Origin of the sequence: Brevundimonas sp. PWP3-1b1 (assembly GCF_049896065.1) — a bacterium.
Taxonomy (GTDB): Bacteria; Pseudomonadota; Alphaproteobacteria; order Caulobacterales; family Caulobacteraceae; genus Brevundimonas; species Brevundimonas intermedia_B.
Genome location: NZ_JAFCTO010000002.1, coordinates 769,352 through 783,528 on the forward strand (window position 1 = coordinate 769,352; position 14,177 = coordinate 783,528).

Genomic DNA, 14,177 nt, shown 5'->3' on the forward strand with positions numbered 1-14,177 from the left:
GTCAGGACAGATAGGGCCAGAGCGAGAGGCCCAGGGCCGTCAGGGCCGCGAGAACCGCGACCGTGACTGAAGCCGTCAGCCAAGCCGGAGTTCCCGACTTTTCGATGACCACCGCCGCCGGACGCGGCGGCTCCTGCACCAGGCGCGAGATGGCGCGGGCGGCCGCAATCATTTCGTTCAGGGCGTCGCGGGCCTGGGCCTGCGGCCCCAGCTCGCGCCGTATCCAGCGTTCGACCACCGGCTGGGCGGCCTTCCACAGGTCGTGGTCGGGTTGAAGCCGGCGCGCCACCCCCTCGACCGAGACCATAGTCTTCTGCAGCAGGATCAGCTCGGGCCTCAGCCGCATGTCGAACAGGGCGGTGATCTCGAACAGCTGCCCCAGCAGCCGGCCCATCGACACCTGGCTGGCCGCTCGGCCGATGACCGGCTCGCCTACCGCCCGCAGGGCCTGAGCGAAGGTCTCGACCGAATGATGGGCGGGCACATAGCCGGCCTCGAAATGGACGCGGGCGATCCGGTCATAGTCGCGGCTTATGAAGCCCCACAGGATCTCGGCCAGATAGCGCCGCTCGGCCGGACCCAGCCGCCCGACGATGCCGAAGTCGATGGCCGTCAGATGGGCTGGAGCGCTGGCGAACAGATTGCCCTCGTGCAGGTCGGCGTGGAAGACCCCGTGGTCCAGGGCCTGGACCAGGAAGGCGCGCACCACATTGTCGGCCAGCAGATCGGTGTCCAGGCCGGGCAGGTCCGCCAAGGACGGATCGGTCATGGGCACACCCTGCGCCCACTCCAGCGTCAGCACCCGCTTGCCCACCCCGTCCCAGATGACGGCCGGGGCGGACATATAGCCGTCCTTGGCCATGACATCGGCCATTTCACTGGCGGCGGCAGCTTCCAGCCGCATATCCAGCTCAAGATCCATGGAGTTGGCGATGGTCTCGACGAAGGCCTGGGGCTCCAGCCGGCGCGACAGGGGAACCAGCCGCCAGACCAGGGCGGCGCCCAGCCGCATGGCGTCCAGCCCGTCGGCGACCCGGCGCTCGACCCCCGGCCTCAGCACCTTGACCGCCACGGCCCGGCCGTCGGCCAGGGTCGCCCGGTGCGCCTGCGCCAGGGAGGCGGCGGCGACCGGCGGGCTGAGGTCGGTGAACAGGCTCTCGACCGATCGGCCCAGCGATTTCTCGATCTCGCGCCGCGCATCCTCCAGAGGAAAGGGCGGCAGGGCGTCCTTCAAACGGCCCAGGTCGCGCGCGAACTGCAGACCGAAGATGTCGGCGCGCGTCGCAAGGACCTGACCCAGTTTGATCGCCACCGGCCCCAGATGTTCGAACGCCTTGCCCAGCCTCTGACCCGGCCGGCCCTGACGCCCGTCTCGGCCGGACAGCATCTGCACCGCCCGGGCGAAGGGTCGGGCCCAGACAGGCAGCAGGGGGTTGGCCTCGCGCGGGATCAGCGCATCATGCCGCGCCAGAACCCACAGCCAGCCCAGCAGGCGCAGAAAGGCCGCCACGGGATTGTGCACCGCGACGGTGGCGGGCGGCGGCGGGGCCGTGCGATACACTCGGGTCAGATCGCCCACCCGTGATGGATGGCGGCGATCCCGCCCGACAGATTGGTCACCGAGACGCGTTTGAACCCGGCGTCCTCGATCAGGCCCTTGAAGGCCATCTGGTCGGGGAAGCGGCGGATGCTTTCGACCAGATACTGATAGCTGTCGCGATCCTTGGCCACCCAGCCGCCAATGCGCGGAATGGCGTGGAAGGACCAGGCGTCATAGACCTTGCGGATCGGGCTGGTCGTCGGGCGCGAGAACTCCAGGCACAGGAACCGGCCACCCGGCTTCAGCACACGACGCGCCTCCGACAAGGCCTTGTCGATATGGGCCACGTTGCGGATGCCGAAACTGATCGAATAGGCGTCGACTGAGGCGTCGGGCAGCGGCAGGTTCATCGCGTCGCCGACCGACCAGCTCATCTCCGGCTCGCCGCCCTTGTGAACCCCGGCGAGGATCATCTCGGCGTTGTAGTCCAGCACGATGACATTGGCGTCTTCGCCGCCGCGCCGTTCCTGGGCCGCGCGCGCCATCTTGGAATAGCGCCGCGCCATGTCGCCGGTGCCGCCCGCCACGTCCAGAATGGTCTCGCCCGGACGGGGGTTCAGCTTGGCGGCGGCCATGTCCTTCCAGATGCGGTGGACGCCGACGCTCATCAGGTCGTTCATCACGTCGTAGCTGGAGGCGACGGAATCGAAGACCCCGCGCACCATCTTGACCTTCTCGCGCGCGTCCACGTCGCGGAAGCCGAAGGAGGAACGGTCACCCTGGGAATGCGGGCCGTGAGAGGAGGCGTCGGTCATGGTCACCGTCTAGCGCGTCGCCGCGCCGCCGTCACCCGATCACACGCCGGATCAGGCCGCTTCCGGCTGCGGCAATTTCAGATCCTTGGTCACTTCACGCATCAGGCCGTAACAACCGCACGACGCCTTCTCCAGGCCGTCCCGGTCCAGCACCTTGACCCAGCCGCGCCCTCGCTGGATCAGGCTCTTGCCCTCCAGCACCGTCCCGACCTCGGACACGGTGGCTCGTCGCACCCCGAGCATGCCGGCGATATCGGCCTGGGTCAGGTCGATCCGGTCGTCCTCGGCCCGGTCGTGCAGCATCAGCAGCCAGCGCGCCAGCCGCTCGTCTAGCCGGTGCTGGGCGTTGCAGGCGGCGGCCTGCTGGACCTGAGCCATCAGCCCCTCTGTAAAGCGAGACAGGGCTAGGCGCAGGCTCTCGCTTTCGTCCAATGCCTCGCCGAACACTTCGGCCGAGCAATAGGCGGCGACGCCGTCGCGCTGGGAAATGGCCCGGCTGGCGGCGCGGGCGTTGAACGGGCCGCAGGTGACGCCGATCAGACCTTCACGGCCAATGGCGGCGGTCTCGACCATCTTGTCGTCGGGCAGGATGGTCATCAGCGACACCACCCCCTTGAGCGGAAACCAGACCCGATCGACCGCCTCGCCGGCGTCGTACAGCATCTGTCCACGCGCGATCTCACCCTGCTTCAGATGAGGTTCGATCCGCTTGCGGTCGGCCGCGTCCAGCGCGGCGATCCAGAGATTGTCCATCTTAACCCCGCTGACGACCGGACGACGCCTTGCGGCGCATCCACACGGCCTGAGAACGCGGAAGCTTGACCATGCGTTCCGCCGTGGGGTTTTCGATCCTGAACGCCGGCTTGCCGCAACACGCGGGGCGCGTTACGCCGAAAGAAAAGAGGAAGCCCCCATGACCGAAGCCCGTCTTGACGTAGCGGAAACACTGAAGATCCTTCCCTCATGGCGCGCCTTCGACGGCGAGCGCTCGGCCATCGTGCGGACGCTGAAGTTCGCCGACTTCAACGCCGCCTTCGGCTTCATGACCCGCGTCGCCCTGATGGCCGACAAGATGGACCACCACCCGGAATGGTCCAACGTCTATGACCGGGTCGAGGTGCTGCTGACCACCCACGACGCCGACGGCGTGACCGACAAGGACGTGACCCTGGCACGCTTCATCGACGCGGCCGCCGCCGACATGGGCGTCAAGTCGTGAGCGCCCCCCGCACCGGCCGCGTCGCCGGCAAGACCGTCCTGATCACCGGCGCCGCCGGCGGCCTGGGTGAGGCCATGGCCTTCATGCTGGCGCGCGAGGGCGCCCGCGTCGCCGTCACCGACATCGACGGCGAGCGCGCCAACCTGCTGGCCGCCCGGATCAATGCCGAACGACCCGGCGTCGCCTTCGCCTACGCCCACGACGTGGCCAGCGAGGCCGATTGGGAGCGGGTCGTCACCGCCGCCGTCGCCGACCTGGGCGGTCTTTCGGTGTTGGTCAACAACGCCGGCGTCGGCGGCCCCCTGGCCTTCGTCGAACAGGACACGGTCGACAACTGGCAGCGTCAGTACGAGATCAATCTCCGTTCGATCATGCTGGGCGCCAAACACGCGATGCCGCACCTGCGCGCCGCCGCCCCCGCCTCGATCATCAATATCTCGTCCATCGCCGGCCTTGTCGCCGCACCCGGCATGGGCGCCTACAACGCCACCAAGGCCGCCGTCTGGATGTACACCAAGACACTGGCGCTCGAAGCCGCCAAGGCCGACTGGAACGTGCGCTGCAACTCGGTCCACCCCGTCTTCATCAAGACCCCGATCCTGGATCCCTTCATCGCCATGGCCGGCGGGGACGAGGACAAGGCCCACGAACGTCTGGCGCGCGGCATTCCGCTGAAGCGGATCGGGGAGCCCGACGACGTCGCCTATTGCGTCCTCTACCTGGCTTCCGACGAGTCGAAGTTCGTCACGGGTTCCGAGTTCAAGATCGACGGCGGCATGACGGCGCAGTAGGGCGCGCGCGCCCTACGGCTTTCCTTCCCGGGCCTAACGCGCTTCGCGCTGCTTGAGGCCGCTGGCTTTACCTTGAGGCGCCGCCTGAAGCTGATGATCCCGTCCTTGTCGCTTATTCGGGATTGAGGCCGCGCGCGCCTTGCTGTAATCCGCCCCTTCCGGCGTCACGCCGCATGCGCACCCGTAGCTCAGCTGGATAGAGTACTGCCCTCCGAAGGCAGGGGTCACAGGTTCGAATCCTGTCGGGTGCGCCATCTTCCTCAATCAAATCAATCAACTGACACCCCCTCCCCTGCCCATGGCTGGCGTCCATATGGGAACATTGGGTGAAGATTGACCGGGTCCGGGACACAAAGTCCCGGAATAGTCCCGGAGCATGTTCCCTGTTCGTTCCGAATTCGCTTGCAGAGTCGGTCGTCAGAATTTTACGAGGGCTTGGTCGGTGGCGCGACGGAGGACAGAATGTCGGAACCCCTCTCGCTCTCAGAGCGCATGCAGCTGATCGCTGAACTGGACGGCAACCCGCCGCCGCACCCCAGCCTGCCGGCGACGCAGGGGCCGGGATCGAACGTCGCCTATGTGTCCAAGGAAGAGAACGACCGCCTGGTCGGCGCAGCTCTCGCGCTGGGCATGGGACAGTTTGCCAAGATGACGGCCGACGAAACGCACATGCTGGCGGCGCGCCTCTCTCGACGATGACCGACGCGCCCTACCTGTCTGGCGTCTCAGGCCGGATGATCGACCTGCCCCATCGCGGCAATCAACTGGTCGTTCAGTGCAAGGAGTGCGGCAGAACGATCCATATCTCGGGCCGCGACATCGTCACCCGGTTCACGAAATGGCTGCCTGCCCAGGTCAGCGAATGGGCCGCGACGCTTCATTGCAGCACGTGCCAGTCCCGACACGTCATGGTCTATTCGAAGCGAGACCCAGGCGGCGAGGGTTTCGATGTGTCGACTGCGGAGCCGGGCCAGATCATCTGGGCGCGACGTCTGAACGCGTGGCTGAATGAGGTCGGTTCTGACGTTTGGGAGTATCGCCGCTCCATCACCGGCATGTGCGCTGATGAGAATCTGGAGAAGGCGGGCATCAGGCCAGTTTCGAGGCCAGAAGCGACAGGCGGCCCTACCTAGGAGAGGAAGACCGCCCGTCGCACGGGGTGACGCAGTTGCCGGGCCGTCACCCCTCTGGCCGGCTCCGACGCCACAACCATGGAAGGCCATTGCAGTTCCCAGTGTCCGAGAGACGACAAAGCCGCCGCCTACGAGAGGACGGCGGTTCGGGTTCGGGAAATTAATAAACGAGGTTGGCTCGAAGCTTCACCAGGGTCCGACGCACTGTTGGAACCTCAGGTGCCAGTAATGGGTTGCCGAAGTTTATAGGGAGACCCATTCCATGAGATATCTTGCCATAGCCAGTGTCGCGTCGATTGCCCTACTCGCGGCGTGTAGCCAGGGCGGCGACAGCGCGGGCCAGAACGCCGGCGAAGCCGTCAACGCCACCCAGGACGCCACAGCGGGCGTCGTGGGCCAAACGTCTGCCATGACCATGGGGGCCAACACAGTCGACGGCTTCGTCACCAACTTGGGCATTGGAAACATGTACGAGTTGGAAGCTGCCAAAGTGGCGGCGACCAAAGCAAAGAATGCCGACGTCAAGGCCTTGGCCGCTATGATTACCAAGGACCACACTGATGCTGGCCAGAAGCTGCAGACCGCAGCCGCTGCTGCTGAGCCCGATGTCGAGATCCCGACCGCGCTGGACGAGCGTCGGAAGGGCATGGTCGACAATCTCAACGCCGCGACCCCAGACGACTTCGACAAGGTCTATCTGACGCAGCAGGTCGCGGCTCATAACGAGACTCTGACTCTTCTGAATGGTTTTTCTGACAACACCGATGCCCCTGGGCTGGCGACCCTGGCTCGGGAGCTGATCGCGCCGGTCACCATGCACCGCGACCGCGCTCAGACGCTGCTTGACGCGATGAACTAAGACCGAATGACTGAACGAGAAGGCCGCCGTCCTAAGACAGGGCGGCGGCCAAGTTAAGCAGGAACGAAACCGATCTTCGAAATCGGTCTCGACTCCACAATCGCCGTACATCGTGTCAGGTTCCGATCCGGGAGGATTGAGCCATGGGAACACGGAAGACCCTCATCAAATCGCAAGCTGGCGTGCAGCTGCAGCGAATCGAACATCTGGCGGGACAACAAAGGGTCGTGCAGTCGTCGTGGCGGCTGTCCACGCTGCGGGCGAACCAGCCGCGGTCATTCGCTGACGAGACGGCGGCCGAGGACGCCTTTGACGTCGAGGTCATCGCCTCGCTCACCGACCCCATCATCATCGACATGCAGCGGCGCGGGCTGATCGATTGAGGACCACGCATGACGAAGAATGATCTTAAGGCATGGCTGCCGCTCGGAGCCGGCGTTGGCGCCGGGGTCGCCATTGGCGCGGCAACAGACAATATGGGGGTCTGGCTAGCCATCGGCGTTGCGGTCGGAATGGGTATGACGACGGCCTTCTGGCGAAATCGCAGCGACACCTGATGTGCAACCTCTATCGCCAGCGCTCCGGCCCTCAGGCCATCCTGGACATGGCCAAGGCCATGCGCTCGACGGCCGGCAACCTGGCGCCCGGCGACATCTACCCCGATTATCCCGCGCCGATCGTGCGCTGGGAGGGCGATGATCGGATCCTCGCTTCCGCGCGCTGGGGCATGCCGTCGTCCAAGAAAGCGATCTTCGACAACGCCACCAAGCGCGCGGACAAGCTGCGAGCCAAGGGCGGCGAGGTAGATTTCCAGAAGATCCTGGAATTCGAACCCGACAGCGGCACCACGAACGTCCGCAACACCAGCTCCAGCCATTGGCGCCCGCACCTGTCGCCGGCGCAGCGGTGTCTGGTGCCGTTCACGGCGTTCAGCGAACCCGGCCGGGATGCGGCGGGCGAGTACCGTCCGATCTGGTTCAAGCTGGCGGGCGAAGATCCCGAACCCCTGGCCTTCTTCGCCGGGATCCACCTCCAGGCCCACACCGGCGTCCGCAAGATCAAGACAGGCATGGAGACGATCGACGTCTTCGCCTTCCTGACGACCGAGCCGAACGCTGAGGTCGGAGCGGTTCACCCTAAGGCCATGCCTGTGATCCTCACAGAGCCCGACGAGATCGAGATGTGGATGTCGGCGCCGTGGGAGATCGCCAGAGAGCTGCAGCGACCGCTTGCAGACGGCGCTCTGGAGGTGATCCAGCAGCCGAAGCCTGACTGATGGGCGAATCGATTCTTCCCCTGACCAAGGAAGACGTGGCTCAGCGGGCCTTGGATGCTGCGATCGATCTCCACCTTAACGGCGGCGATCCAGTCGCCGTCCATATCTTGGTGTTCTCCGCGATCCATGTCCTGCGTGGGGTAGCCGTGACGAAAAACATCACGACCCCCTACATCGCCCACCATGACGCACCGGGCATGGGGAAGGCGTTCCGCGATCGGTTCGACGAGTCATACCTGTTTATGAAGCACGCCATGCGCGACCCGGACGACGTTCTCGCGAACTTCATGCCGTCGGCAAACTTCCTTGTGCTCGCCGTCGCTGCCGGCGAATTTGCGGCTGTGTTTCAGCGAGAGACCAAGGGCATGTCAGCTTTCAAAAACTGGCTTCAAGCCGAACATCCCAGCTTGTCGTTCTGGTAAGGCCGCCACCCTGAAGGATGACGGCCCCGCTGGTCACTTGCGGCGATAGGGCAGCGTCGGACGCTTCATCATTCCAGCTTTCGGCTTGGATGGATCGGGAAGCAACTTCTGAAGATAAGGCAGAGCCGCCGCATCGCGGGTCTTGAAGTAGTCGGCCGCCCGCTCGGGAATCCAAACCGTATCGACATATTCGAGGAAGATCGGGAGCATCGACATGGGATACTGGCGCACCTCACCTTCCCATTGGGCGGTCTTGTGCATGTAGTAGGAGAACGACGTCGAGATCGTCGGATGGTGCTTCTTTAGCCAGTCGCTGAAGCAGCGACCAACGCTCCCGTCCATACGGATTTCGGTCCCATCCGGCGCCTTGTCGGCCATGGTGTGGCCTGACTGCTCAAGGCGCCCCCAAACGCGGATTACAAGCTCGTTCAGGACGGAGAAGTGCCCCTGCTCAATGCGATCCCAATTTTCGTTGTAGCGCTTAATGAACGCCGGAACTCGGCCGCCGTAGGTGCCGGTCTTGCGGATCGACGGCAGCACCTCCGACGTGACCCATTTTTTGAACTTTTTGGCCCCTTCCTTACGGCTGGTCAGGATGAGGCTGTAGAGGCCGCTTTCGTTGATGATCGTGAGCTTCTGAGGCCCGCCAAGGGTATCTACAGTAATGATACCCTTTTCGTCGTCATCGAGACGGCTAGCGGCCTGGGGCACGTTTGCGATCTCCAACGCCTGGCACACGTCAGACAGGACGAACCATGGATCGCCGTCTCGGTTGATCGTTCGAAAGTTGATGCGGTCTTCGGTTTCAAAAACCTTCAAGGCGTATTGCATATCAAACAGTCCTAAAGCGCCGGCACGAAGCCGAACGACGTAAGGATCGGTTGACGAATTCACCGTAGAGGTGCTTACCTCTCATCGAAGAGATGGCGAACTCGCTGCCGGATGATCCAAACCCCGACAGTATCGTCAAGCCAGAGGCCGTTGGCGTTCCCGCGCCGACGGCTTTTGCAATTCCGATCAACTCCACCATACGGCGCACATGCCTAATGACCCGTCAATGGACTTGACCGTCGATTAGTGGGCGAATCAGTCGGACAAGTCGTGCGGGCCTGGGGAGCACGCCAATTACTGACCGGAATTCAGTGGAGGGCTGCAAGACATAACGATATGCTTATGTCGTTATTCAACGCCGCAAAAGCGAAAGGCCCGCCACCCTTTCGGATGACGGGCCTCGATAATCGGCTGTTGAAAACCCGGCGAGGTGATCGACACCGCATCCGAAGCGCTATCTACCGGCGCCCATGAAGCAGCTGACGCCAAACGAATGGGCAAAGGTTCGGGAACGGATCACCACTCTGAGCCTGCCAGATCGAGGGCCGGTCGTTCGCGCGCAGTGGATCGCCTGGCTGTCTGGCCAGCCGGGGCAGGGCTGGTTTTACCCGATGGTCGACAACTTCCATTTCGGATCGAAAGCCGACGCAGATGCCTTCCGGCATTGGATGATGGCGAACGCGTAATCCCGGCGCCGGGGATTGGATTGCCGACGAGGGTGACGATCAATGCAATCGTCGGCATGGGTGCAAAAAGCAGAAGGCCCGCCACCCTCTCGGATGACGGGCTTGGTTTCGAGAACCTGACCTTAGCGGTCGGTAGACGGAACCGCAGATCCGGCTGCGTCGCCAACGTTGTCAGCGGCGTTGCCGACGCTCTCTGCCGCACCAGCGATCGCGTTGGATTCGACCGCTTCGTTGTTGCTCATGTTGAGCAGGAAATAACCAATCACGACAACCGCCAGCAGGCCGATGATGAGCGCAACCATGCCGCCCATGCCGCTGCCGCGACGCGTTTCGACTGCAGCTCCGTTCGTCGTAGTAGTACGCTCTACGGTGCCGTCGGTGCGGCGAACTTCATGTTCAGTAGCCATCGAAAAGATCCTCCCTATGAAGCCGATTGAACAGGTGCAGGTCGGGAAAGTTCCGCTGAGTGCCTGCACGAGGGCCGTGGAGGGAGGCTTGAAACGACAAAAGGCCCGCCCTCCGGAGAGAGCGGGCCTCGATAGTAACTAGGTGCTGCTTAAATGCCGCCTGATCGGACAATGACTAGGGCAATCAGGGCCAGGCAGACGACCGCAGCAGCCGCAATCGCTAGCCCAGAGATTTTGAACGCGCCCTTGCTCACCTCGTCGGGCGCGTCTTCGTAACCGATGGGGGTATCGCGTGGGGGCTTCTTATCCATAACCAACCAACGCGCCCGCAACTGAAGCGGTTCGCTGTCCGGCCGAATTATTGAGGGACTAGCCCGGCCGGGGCGGCACGGCCGGCGGGCGGCGACACTCATCCAGCGCGGCCGTCTTCACCTCATCTCGCGCGATGCGCTGCACACGGCCGGCGAGCAGCAGGACGGTGCGGGCGAAGATGTCCGGCGCCATAGCGATGGCCTCGGGCGTGTCCACATAGGCTGGCTCAGGGCCGATGTCGGGGTCGCAAGGGATGGCCACCGGCACCTTCACCTCGACGATCTGGACCACGGGTTCGGGCGTAACCTTCGGCGTGGAGTTGCAGCTGGCCAGCAGCAGGGCGGACAGGATCAGGACGCGTTTCATCGGACTTGCTCCAGGATAAGCCGGTCGGCCGCTTCGCAGCGGGTTTCGCCGGAGCGGGGTGTTTCAAGCAGCAGCTGCTGCGCACGCTGCTGAGCGGCACGGGCACGGGCCTGGGCCGCATCGACGGCGGCCTGTGCCCGATCGGCGGCGGCGTCGCTCGCGGCCTTCAGATCATCGACGGCCTGGTTCTGCCGGGCCAGCGCGGACTGTGCGCCGGCAAGGTTGGCGCCGCACATGGTCAGGCGGTCCTTGTAGCCGATGTTCGGGGCGTTGATGTCCGACCACAGGCCATTGGCCCGCTGCTCTTCGCGGACCATGTCTCGGTGCGTCACACCCCATTGGTAGGAGGCGGCGACGGCCAAGGGGATGAAGACGGCGCAGCCGATGCATGCCGCCACCGTCAGGCGCGACGGGAAGAGATCTCGGATCTTCATTATGCCACCTCGAAGTGAGGGCTGTCGGTTTCACCGCGTTCGCGCGGATTGCCGTCCTGATCCCAGTCCGCGCCCCATCGGATCTTGACGCCCAGATCCTTGGCCGAGGCGAACATGGCGTCGGCGATGGCGTCGAACTTCGCCGGCGTATTCCAGTCAACGGGGAAAGGGCACAGGTCGACGGCATGGCCGAAACCGTCCGACATGATCCGGTGATTGGATCCGAGCGGGTTGCTCAGCCAGGTCACCTTCGCCAGGGTCGGCTTGGCGTACTTTTCGGGGACCCCAGCGGCGCGACACTGGGCGGCCGTGCGGCCCTTGCCCCAGTATTCCCACATGGTCTCTTTCGAGCGCACCCCCTCAAGGACCATGAAGTCCTGTTTGGTTCGCTCGATCGCGCCCTGGACAACGCGCGCGAGCTGGGGCTGAACGCCCTTAAGGCGCGCAAGCGATTGCGCACCCAAGCGGTACTTGGACATTTTGGTCTCCAGGTTGTGAGGATTGGAATTCGCGGCTAAGCCGCAGCCGTCGCGGCTCGTGCCCGAACTGCGTCAGGCGGCCTGGCTGGGCGAGGACATCATCGGCCGGGCCGCATCAGCGATGGGGGTTGCAATGGATGACGGGACGCTGGAGCGGCGCGCAATGGGTGCGGAGCAGCTAGTCGCCGCCAAGATCACCGAGTTCGGGGCGCACCTGACGGCAGGCGACCGAGCCGCTGCCGAGCGCGCACGAACCGAAGCTCTTGCCGCCTTAGAGATTCACCTTGACCTGACCGATCAGCTGATCACCCAGACGTTCGCGTAGGCCTCGCTCAGCGGGTCGATGTAGGTGTGTTCGGGCGATTGGTTGGAAACGGATGCGTGTAGATTGCGCTCTGTCGAAAGCCTAACCCGCCTTAGGCTATTTTGGGACAGAGCAAATGCACGCTGTGGCAGCCGTCCACGAAGGACCAGAAGAGCTCATCGATATTCTGGGGGACATCCTCGGTGAGAAACCCGCCGGTGTCGGGCTGGTCGGGCTGGCTGGCCCAAATAGCATTATCCAATGGATCGCCAAGAAAGAGACATGGATCGCGCTGGGCATGTTTCTGGCCGCTGAGGCCGGAAGCACCATTACGGAGAACGTCACCAATCGGCTCACTGATGCAGCGATAGAGCGACTGGTTGCCTACGTTCGCGATCGACAGACCGAAGGCTTCGATGTTGAACTTCGTACAAGCCCCACTCCCGAACAACCTTTCGACGATGCCGGTCCATATGACCGCGGCGCGTATGTCAGCATAAGTAACCTCCCGGAAAAGGGGGGTGGCGACGTCATCCGCCGCCACATCGCACTAATGGCTCTCCACGCTGACAGAATCGAAGCAGGCGATGTCGAAGACATCCTCGACATCCGGCCGGGAGATGATGGTCACATGCTGCGGTACTTCAAGGTAGACGACGCCTCAACCTCTTAGGTCACGACGGCGGGGCTTGGAAAGCCGCGCGACCCGGCGAGGGAGATCGCGTGACGATCGGACACTTACGTCACGCGTGAGGCAGCGAGAATGCGAGCCTCGGAGGGCATCGCTCATCAACGCTTCAGCGCCTTGGCCGCCTTGCCCTCACGAGGGGGTGAGGGACTTCAAACGGCCGCTTCCGGCCTGCGACTGGCGGACATAATGGAGGAGTAGAACTTACCGAATGGGATAATCAGACGCTGAACAGCCGCCACCAATCCGGTCTGGGCACGGTAGAAGCGCCAAGCGAGCCCATGTTGGCCCTCAAGGTCGTGGCGCGCACCGATTTCCAAAATCCGGCGGAACGACCAACTCAGCAACAAGATAGCGACCAGAAGCACTAGTCCGTACAGCAGGCTTCCCACCGGACTCAAAGTGAACTTGGGAGCCGTTATGAGCAACATGTTGCCGAAGGAGAACGTGAACAGGCTGGACGACCCAATAAAGACCACGCCCTTGCCAAACGTGGCTCCTCGACGGTCGTAGAGCTCTAAGGCCACCCACGCGGCTGCCGTCATCGCGAAAGTGCCCAATGCGAAATACGTTGGATGATTATGATTGCGAAGCGACATGTCAGATATAGCACGGACCGTGGCGTAAGGATCTTGCCAGGTCCAGAGCGCAACCGAGATGCCGCCAGATACGATCAGCATCAACAATAGGCTTCGTCGCGCCTGTCGCGGTTCTCCCGGCGCACTGCTGAGCAACTTTTCAGCGAGTTGCCCAATCAGCATTCCGATGAAGACGAAGAAGAACCCGTGCAACAGCGAGGGGCCGCCGGCACCCGGCGCTCCGCCGTATAGGAACGAGGCTGGGAAACTAAGATAGTCTTTCCCGAACACCGGAGGGGGCAAGGGCAGATTAGACATCAGCGGATATGAAAGATGCGGCAGCAGCGAAACCGCTATCAACATGGCCAGACCTAAGCGATAGCGGGTCGCGATGAAAATCGCCGCCGGCGCCACAAGCAACATCACCGCGTAGAACTTTAGAATATCAACAAACGGGGTGACACCTATCAGAAAGACGCACCTGAGCGCATATCCCGGTGAGAAATCGCCCACTGCGAAACGAACCGCGATGCAGGTCACGTATAGCAGGTAGCACTGCGCCGCTCGGGAGAGGAGTTGACAAACTCCAGCATCGAAATCGCCACTAGCAAATTTTGGCCTGTATGCGATCTGAAGCATAGATCCAAACAGGCCTATAAATAGGGGCGGCGACAGCTGCATGAAGAAGCGCAGGGCCGTCATTGCAGCGTTGTGATTCATCTCGAAGCCGCCAGAGGCGACCAATGAATGGCTGCCCATTGCAGCGATGATCGCGAACGACCGGCAAATGTCGATGCCGATGATCCGTTGGCGCTTCTGCTTCACGCGAGCTCCAGCCCTGAACATCTTAGCGAAAGCGCCTACAGCATATCGATTAGCTGTCAAAGTTTGTAGATGGCGGGCGAGACGCCTTTATGCCGCTTAGTTGCAATCGAACTTAGCTTTAGATACCCCGGAATAACGGTGCTAGGCCGCGCTGGGAATCGGAGACCACATGGCAACCGCCGCCTTCATCGCCCTGCTGATCGGCATCTTTG

21 protein-coding genes and 1 tRNA gene are annotated in these 14,177 nt (G+C 63.2%); 13 read left to right on the top strand and 9 right to left on the bottom strand.

Annotated features, from left to right (window positions below; translation table 11 throughout):
- Position 1 precedes the first annotated feature (1 nt).
- Genes ubiB through ACP69V_RS15565 form a run of 3 tightly spaced genes read right to left on the bottom strand, consistent with a single transcriptional unit; the run spans position 2 to position 3,108 of the window.
- Complete coding sequence (gene ubiB / locus ACP69V_RS15555; protein ID WP_426024649.1) at positions 2 to 1,579, bottom strand: 2-polyprenylphenol 6-hydroxylase; 1,578 nt, start codon at positions 1,577 to 1,579, stop codon at positions 2 to 4.
- Complete coding sequence (gene ubiE / locus ACP69V_RS15560; protein WP_426024650.1) at positions 1,567 to 2,355, bottom strand: bifunctional demethylmenaquinone methyltransferase/2-methoxy-6-polyprenyl-1,4-benzoquinol methylase UbiE; 789 nt, start codon at positions 2,353 to 2,355, stop codon at positions 1,567 to 1,569. Before ubiE ends, ubiB begins: the two co-directional genes overlap by 13 nt.
- Positions 2,356 to 2,406: 51 nt before the next feature.
- The gene (locus ACP69V_RS15565) at positions 2,407 to 3,108 is read right to left on the bottom strand and encodes a Crp/Fnr family transcriptional regulator (RefSeq protein ID WP_426024651.1); all 702 of its coding nucleotides are present in this window, start codon (positions 3,106 to 3,108) and stop codon (positions 2,407 to 2,409) included.
- Positions 3,109 to 3,268: 160 nt separating this feature from the next.
- Between ACP69V_RS15565 and ACP69V_RS15570 the strand changes: the two genes are divergently transcribed.
- The 10 genes from ACP69V_RS15570 to ACP69V_RS15615 all read left to right on the top strand — a co-directional run bounded on the left by ACP69V_RS15570 (position 3,269) and on the right by ACP69V_RS15615 (position 8,055).
- A complete protein-coding gene (locus tag ACP69V_RS15570; protein WP_426024652.1) occupies positions 3,269 to 3,574 on the top strand; it encodes a 4a-hydroxytetrahydrobiopterin dehydratase in 306 nt (101 codons plus the stop codon).
- On the top strand, positions 3,571 to 4,365 hold the full coding sequence (locus ACP69V_RS15575; RefSeq protein ID WP_426024653.1) for an SDR family oxidoreductase: 795 nt from the start codon (positions 3,571 to 3,573) through the stop codon (positions 4,363 to 4,365). Before ACP69V_RS15570 ends, ACP69V_RS15575 begins: the two co-directional genes overlap by 4 nt.
- A gap of 177 nt (positions 4,366 to 4,542) precedes the next feature.
- A tRNA-Arg gene (locus tag ACP69V_RS15580) sits at positions 4,543 to 4,619 on the top strand.
- Between the two features lie 208 nt (positions 4,620 to 4,827).
- Positions 4,828 to 5,064, top strand: a complete 237-nt coding sequence (locus tag ACP69V_RS15585; protein ID WP_426024654.1) for a hypothetical protein — start codon at positions 4,828 to 4,830, stop codon at positions 5,062 to 5,064.
- Positions 5,061 to 5,498, top strand: coding sequence for a hypothetical protein (locus tag ACP69V_RS15590; RefSeq protein ID WP_426024655.1), 438 nt, complete (start codon positions 5,061 to 5,063; stop codon positions 5,496 to 5,498). The genes ACP69V_RS15585 and ACP69V_RS15590 overlap by 4 nt, the downstream gene beginning before the upstream one ends.
- 262 nt (positions 5,499 to 5,760) lie before the next feature.
- Positions 5,761 to 6,357, top strand: coding sequence for a DUF4142 domain-containing protein (locus tag ACP69V_RS15595; protein ID WP_426024656.1), 597 nt, complete (start codon positions 5,761 to 5,763; stop codon positions 6,355 to 6,357).
- Between the two features lie 143 nt (positions 6,358 to 6,500).
- Positions 6,501 to 6,740, top strand: coding sequence for a hypothetical protein (locus ACP69V_RS15600; RefSeq protein ID WP_426024657.1), 240 nt, complete (start codon positions 6,501 to 6,503; stop codon positions 6,738 to 6,740).
- A gap of 9 nt (positions 6,741 to 6,749) precedes the next feature.
- Positions 6,750 to 6,914, top strand: coding sequence for a hypothetical protein (locus ACP69V_RS15605; RefSeq protein ID WP_426024658.1), 165 nt, complete (start codon positions 6,750 to 6,752; stop codon positions 6,912 to 6,914).
- A complete protein-coding gene (locus ACP69V_RS15610; RefSeq protein ID WP_426024659.1) occupies positions 6,914 to 7,633 on the top strand; it encodes an SOS response-associated peptidase family protein in 720 nt (239 codons plus the stop codon). The genes ACP69V_RS15605 and ACP69V_RS15610 overlap by 1 nt, the downstream gene beginning before the upstream one ends.
- A complete protein-coding gene (locus ACP69V_RS15615) occupies positions 7,633 to 8,055 on the top strand; it encodes a hypothetical protein (protein WP_426024660.1) in 423 nt (140 codons plus the stop codon). The genes ACP69V_RS15610 and ACP69V_RS15615 overlap by 1 nt, the downstream gene beginning before the upstream one ends.
- A gap of 33 nt (positions 8,056 to 8,088) precedes the next feature.
- On the opposite strand, the gene ACP69V_RS15620 is transcribed toward ACP69V_RS15615, so the two are convergent.
- Complete coding sequence (locus tag ACP69V_RS15620) at positions 8,089 to 8,886, bottom strand: BRO-N domain-containing protein (protein WP_426024661.1); 798 nt, start codon at positions 8,884 to 8,886, stop codon at positions 8,089 to 8,091.
- Positions 8,887 to 9,356: 470 nt separating this feature from the next.
- On the opposite strand from ACP69V_RS15620, the gene ACP69V_RS15625 reads away from it, so the two are divergent.
- On the top strand, positions 9,357 to 9,572 hold the full coding sequence (locus ACP69V_RS15625; protein ID WP_426024662.1) for a hypothetical protein: 216 nt from the start codon (positions 9,357 to 9,359) through the stop codon (positions 9,570 to 9,572).
- A gap of 122 nt (positions 9,573 to 9,694) precedes the next feature.
- On the opposite strand, the gene ACP69V_RS15630 is transcribed toward ACP69V_RS15625, so the two are convergent.
- From ACP69V_RS15630 to ACP69V_RS15645, 4 genes are all read right to left on the bottom strand, one after another.
- Complete coding sequence (locus tag ACP69V_RS15630) at positions 9,695 to 9,979, bottom strand: hypothetical protein (protein ID WP_426024663.1); 285 nt, start codon at positions 9,977 to 9,979, stop codon at positions 9,695 to 9,697.
- Positions 9,980 to 10,348: 369 nt separating this feature from the next.
- A complete protein-coding gene (locus ACP69V_RS15635; RefSeq protein WP_426024664.1) occupies positions 10,349 to 10,657 on the bottom strand; it encodes a hypothetical protein in 309 nt (102 codons plus the stop codon).
- Positions 10,654 to 11,091 (bottom strand): hypothetical protein, encoded by a 438-nt coding sequence (locus ACP69V_RS15640; RefSeq protein ID WP_426024665.1) that lies wholly within the window; start codon positions 11,089 to 11,091, stop codon positions 10,654 to 10,656. Before ACP69V_RS15640 ends, ACP69V_RS15635 begins: the two co-directional genes overlap by 4 nt.
- On the bottom strand, positions 11,091 to 11,570 hold the full coding sequence (locus ACP69V_RS15645) for a hypothetical protein (RefSeq protein WP_426024666.1): 480 nt from the start codon (positions 11,568 to 11,570) through the stop codon (positions 11,091 to 11,093). Before ACP69V_RS15645 ends, ACP69V_RS15640 begins: the two co-directional genes overlap by 1 nt.
- Before the next feature lie 22 nt (positions 11,571 to 11,592).
- Here ACP69V_RS15645 and ACP69V_RS15650 point away from each other — a divergent pair, with 22 nt between their 5' ends.
- Positions 11,593 to 11,895 carry a hypothetical protein gene (locus ACP69V_RS15650; protein ID WP_426024667.1) on the top strand — a complete coding sequence of 101 codons (303 nt, stop codon included), beginning with the start codon at positions 11,593 to 11,595 and terminating at the stop codon, positions 11,893 to 11,895.
- Between the two features lie 115 nt (positions 11,896 to 12,010).
- Positions 12,011 to 12,547, top strand: a complete 537-nt coding sequence (locus ACP69V_RS15655) for a hypothetical protein (protein WP_426024668.1) — start codon at positions 12,011 to 12,013, stop codon at positions 12,545 to 12,547.
- 167 nt (positions 12,548 to 12,714) lie between these two features.
- On the opposite strand, the gene ACP69V_RS15660 is transcribed toward ACP69V_RS15655, so the two are convergent.
- A complete protein-coding gene (locus ACP69V_RS15660; RefSeq protein WP_426024669.1) occupies positions 12,715 to 13,965 on the bottom strand; it encodes a hypothetical protein in 1,251 nt (416 codons plus the stop codon).
- Positions 13,966 to 14,177: the final 212 nt, after the last annotated feature.

Coding starts and splice junctions, on each gene's coding strand:
- ACP69V_RS15655 (WP_426024668.1), top strand. CDS start 12,011: ATGCACGCTGTGGCAGCCGTCCACGAAGGACCAGAAGAGCTCATCGAT.
- ACP69V_RS15635 (WP_426024664.1), bottom strand. CDS start 10,657: ATGAAACGCGTCCTGATCCTGTCCGCCCTGCTGCTGGCCAGCTGCAAC.
- ACP69V_RS15620 (WP_426024661.1), bottom strand. CDS start 8,886: ATGCAATACGCCTTGAAGGTTTTTGAAACCGAAGACCGCATCAACTTT.
- ACP69V_RS15610 (WP_426024659.1), top strand. CDS start 6,914: ATGTGCAACCTCTATCGCCAGCGCTCCGGCCCTCAGGCCATCCTGGAC.
- ACP69V_RS15645 (WP_426024666.1), bottom strand. CDS start 11,570: ATGTCCAAGTACCGCTTGGGTGCGCAATCGCTTGCGCGCCTTAAGGGC.
- ACP69V_RS15625 (WP_426024662.1), top strand. CDS start 9,357: ATGAAGCAGCTGACGCCAAACGAATGGGCAAAGGTTCGGGAACGGATC.
- ACP69V_RS15595 (WP_426024656.1), top strand. CDS start 5,761: ATGAGATATCTTGCCATAGCCAGTGTCGCGTCGATTGCCCTACTCGCG.
- ACP69V_RS15630 (WP_426024663.1), bottom strand. CDS start 9,979: ATGGCTACTGAACATGAAGTTCGCCGCACCGACGGCACCGTAGAGCGT.
- ACP69V_RS15615 (WP_426024660.1), top strand. CDS start 7,633: ATGGGCGAATCGATTCTTCCCCTGACCAAGGAAGACGTGGCTCAGCGG.
- ACP69V_RS15605 (WP_426024658.1), top strand. CDS start 6,750: ATGACGAAGAATGATCTTAAGGCATGGCTGCCGCTCGGAGCCGGCGTT.
- ACP69V_RS15570 (WP_426024652.1), top strand. CDS start 3,269: ATGACCGAAGCCCGTCTTGACGTAGCGGAAACACTGAAGATCCTTCCC.
- ACP69V_RS15600 (WP_426024657.1), top strand. CDS start 6,501: ATGGGAACACGGAAGACCCTCATCAAATCGCAAGCTGGCGTGCAGCTG.
- ACP69V_RS15640 (WP_426024665.1), bottom strand. CDS start 11,091: ATGAAGATCCGAGATCTCTTCCCGTCGCGCCTGACGGTGGCGGCATGC.
- ACP69V_RS15565 (WP_426024651.1), bottom strand. CDS start 3,108: ATGGACAATCTCTGGATCGCCGCGCTGGACGCGGCCGACCGCAAGCGG.
- ACP69V_RS15590 (WP_426024655.1), top strand. CDS start 5,061: ATGACCGACGCGCCCTACCTGTCTGGCGTCTCAGGCCGGATGATCGAC.
- ACP69V_RS15585 (WP_426024654.1), top strand. CDS start 4,828: ATGTCGGAACCCCTCTCGCTCTCAGAGCGCATGCAGCTGATCGCTGAA.
- ubiE (WP_426024650.1), bottom strand. CDS start 2,355: ATGACCGACGCCTCCTCTCACGGCCCGCATTCCCAGGGTGACCGTTCC.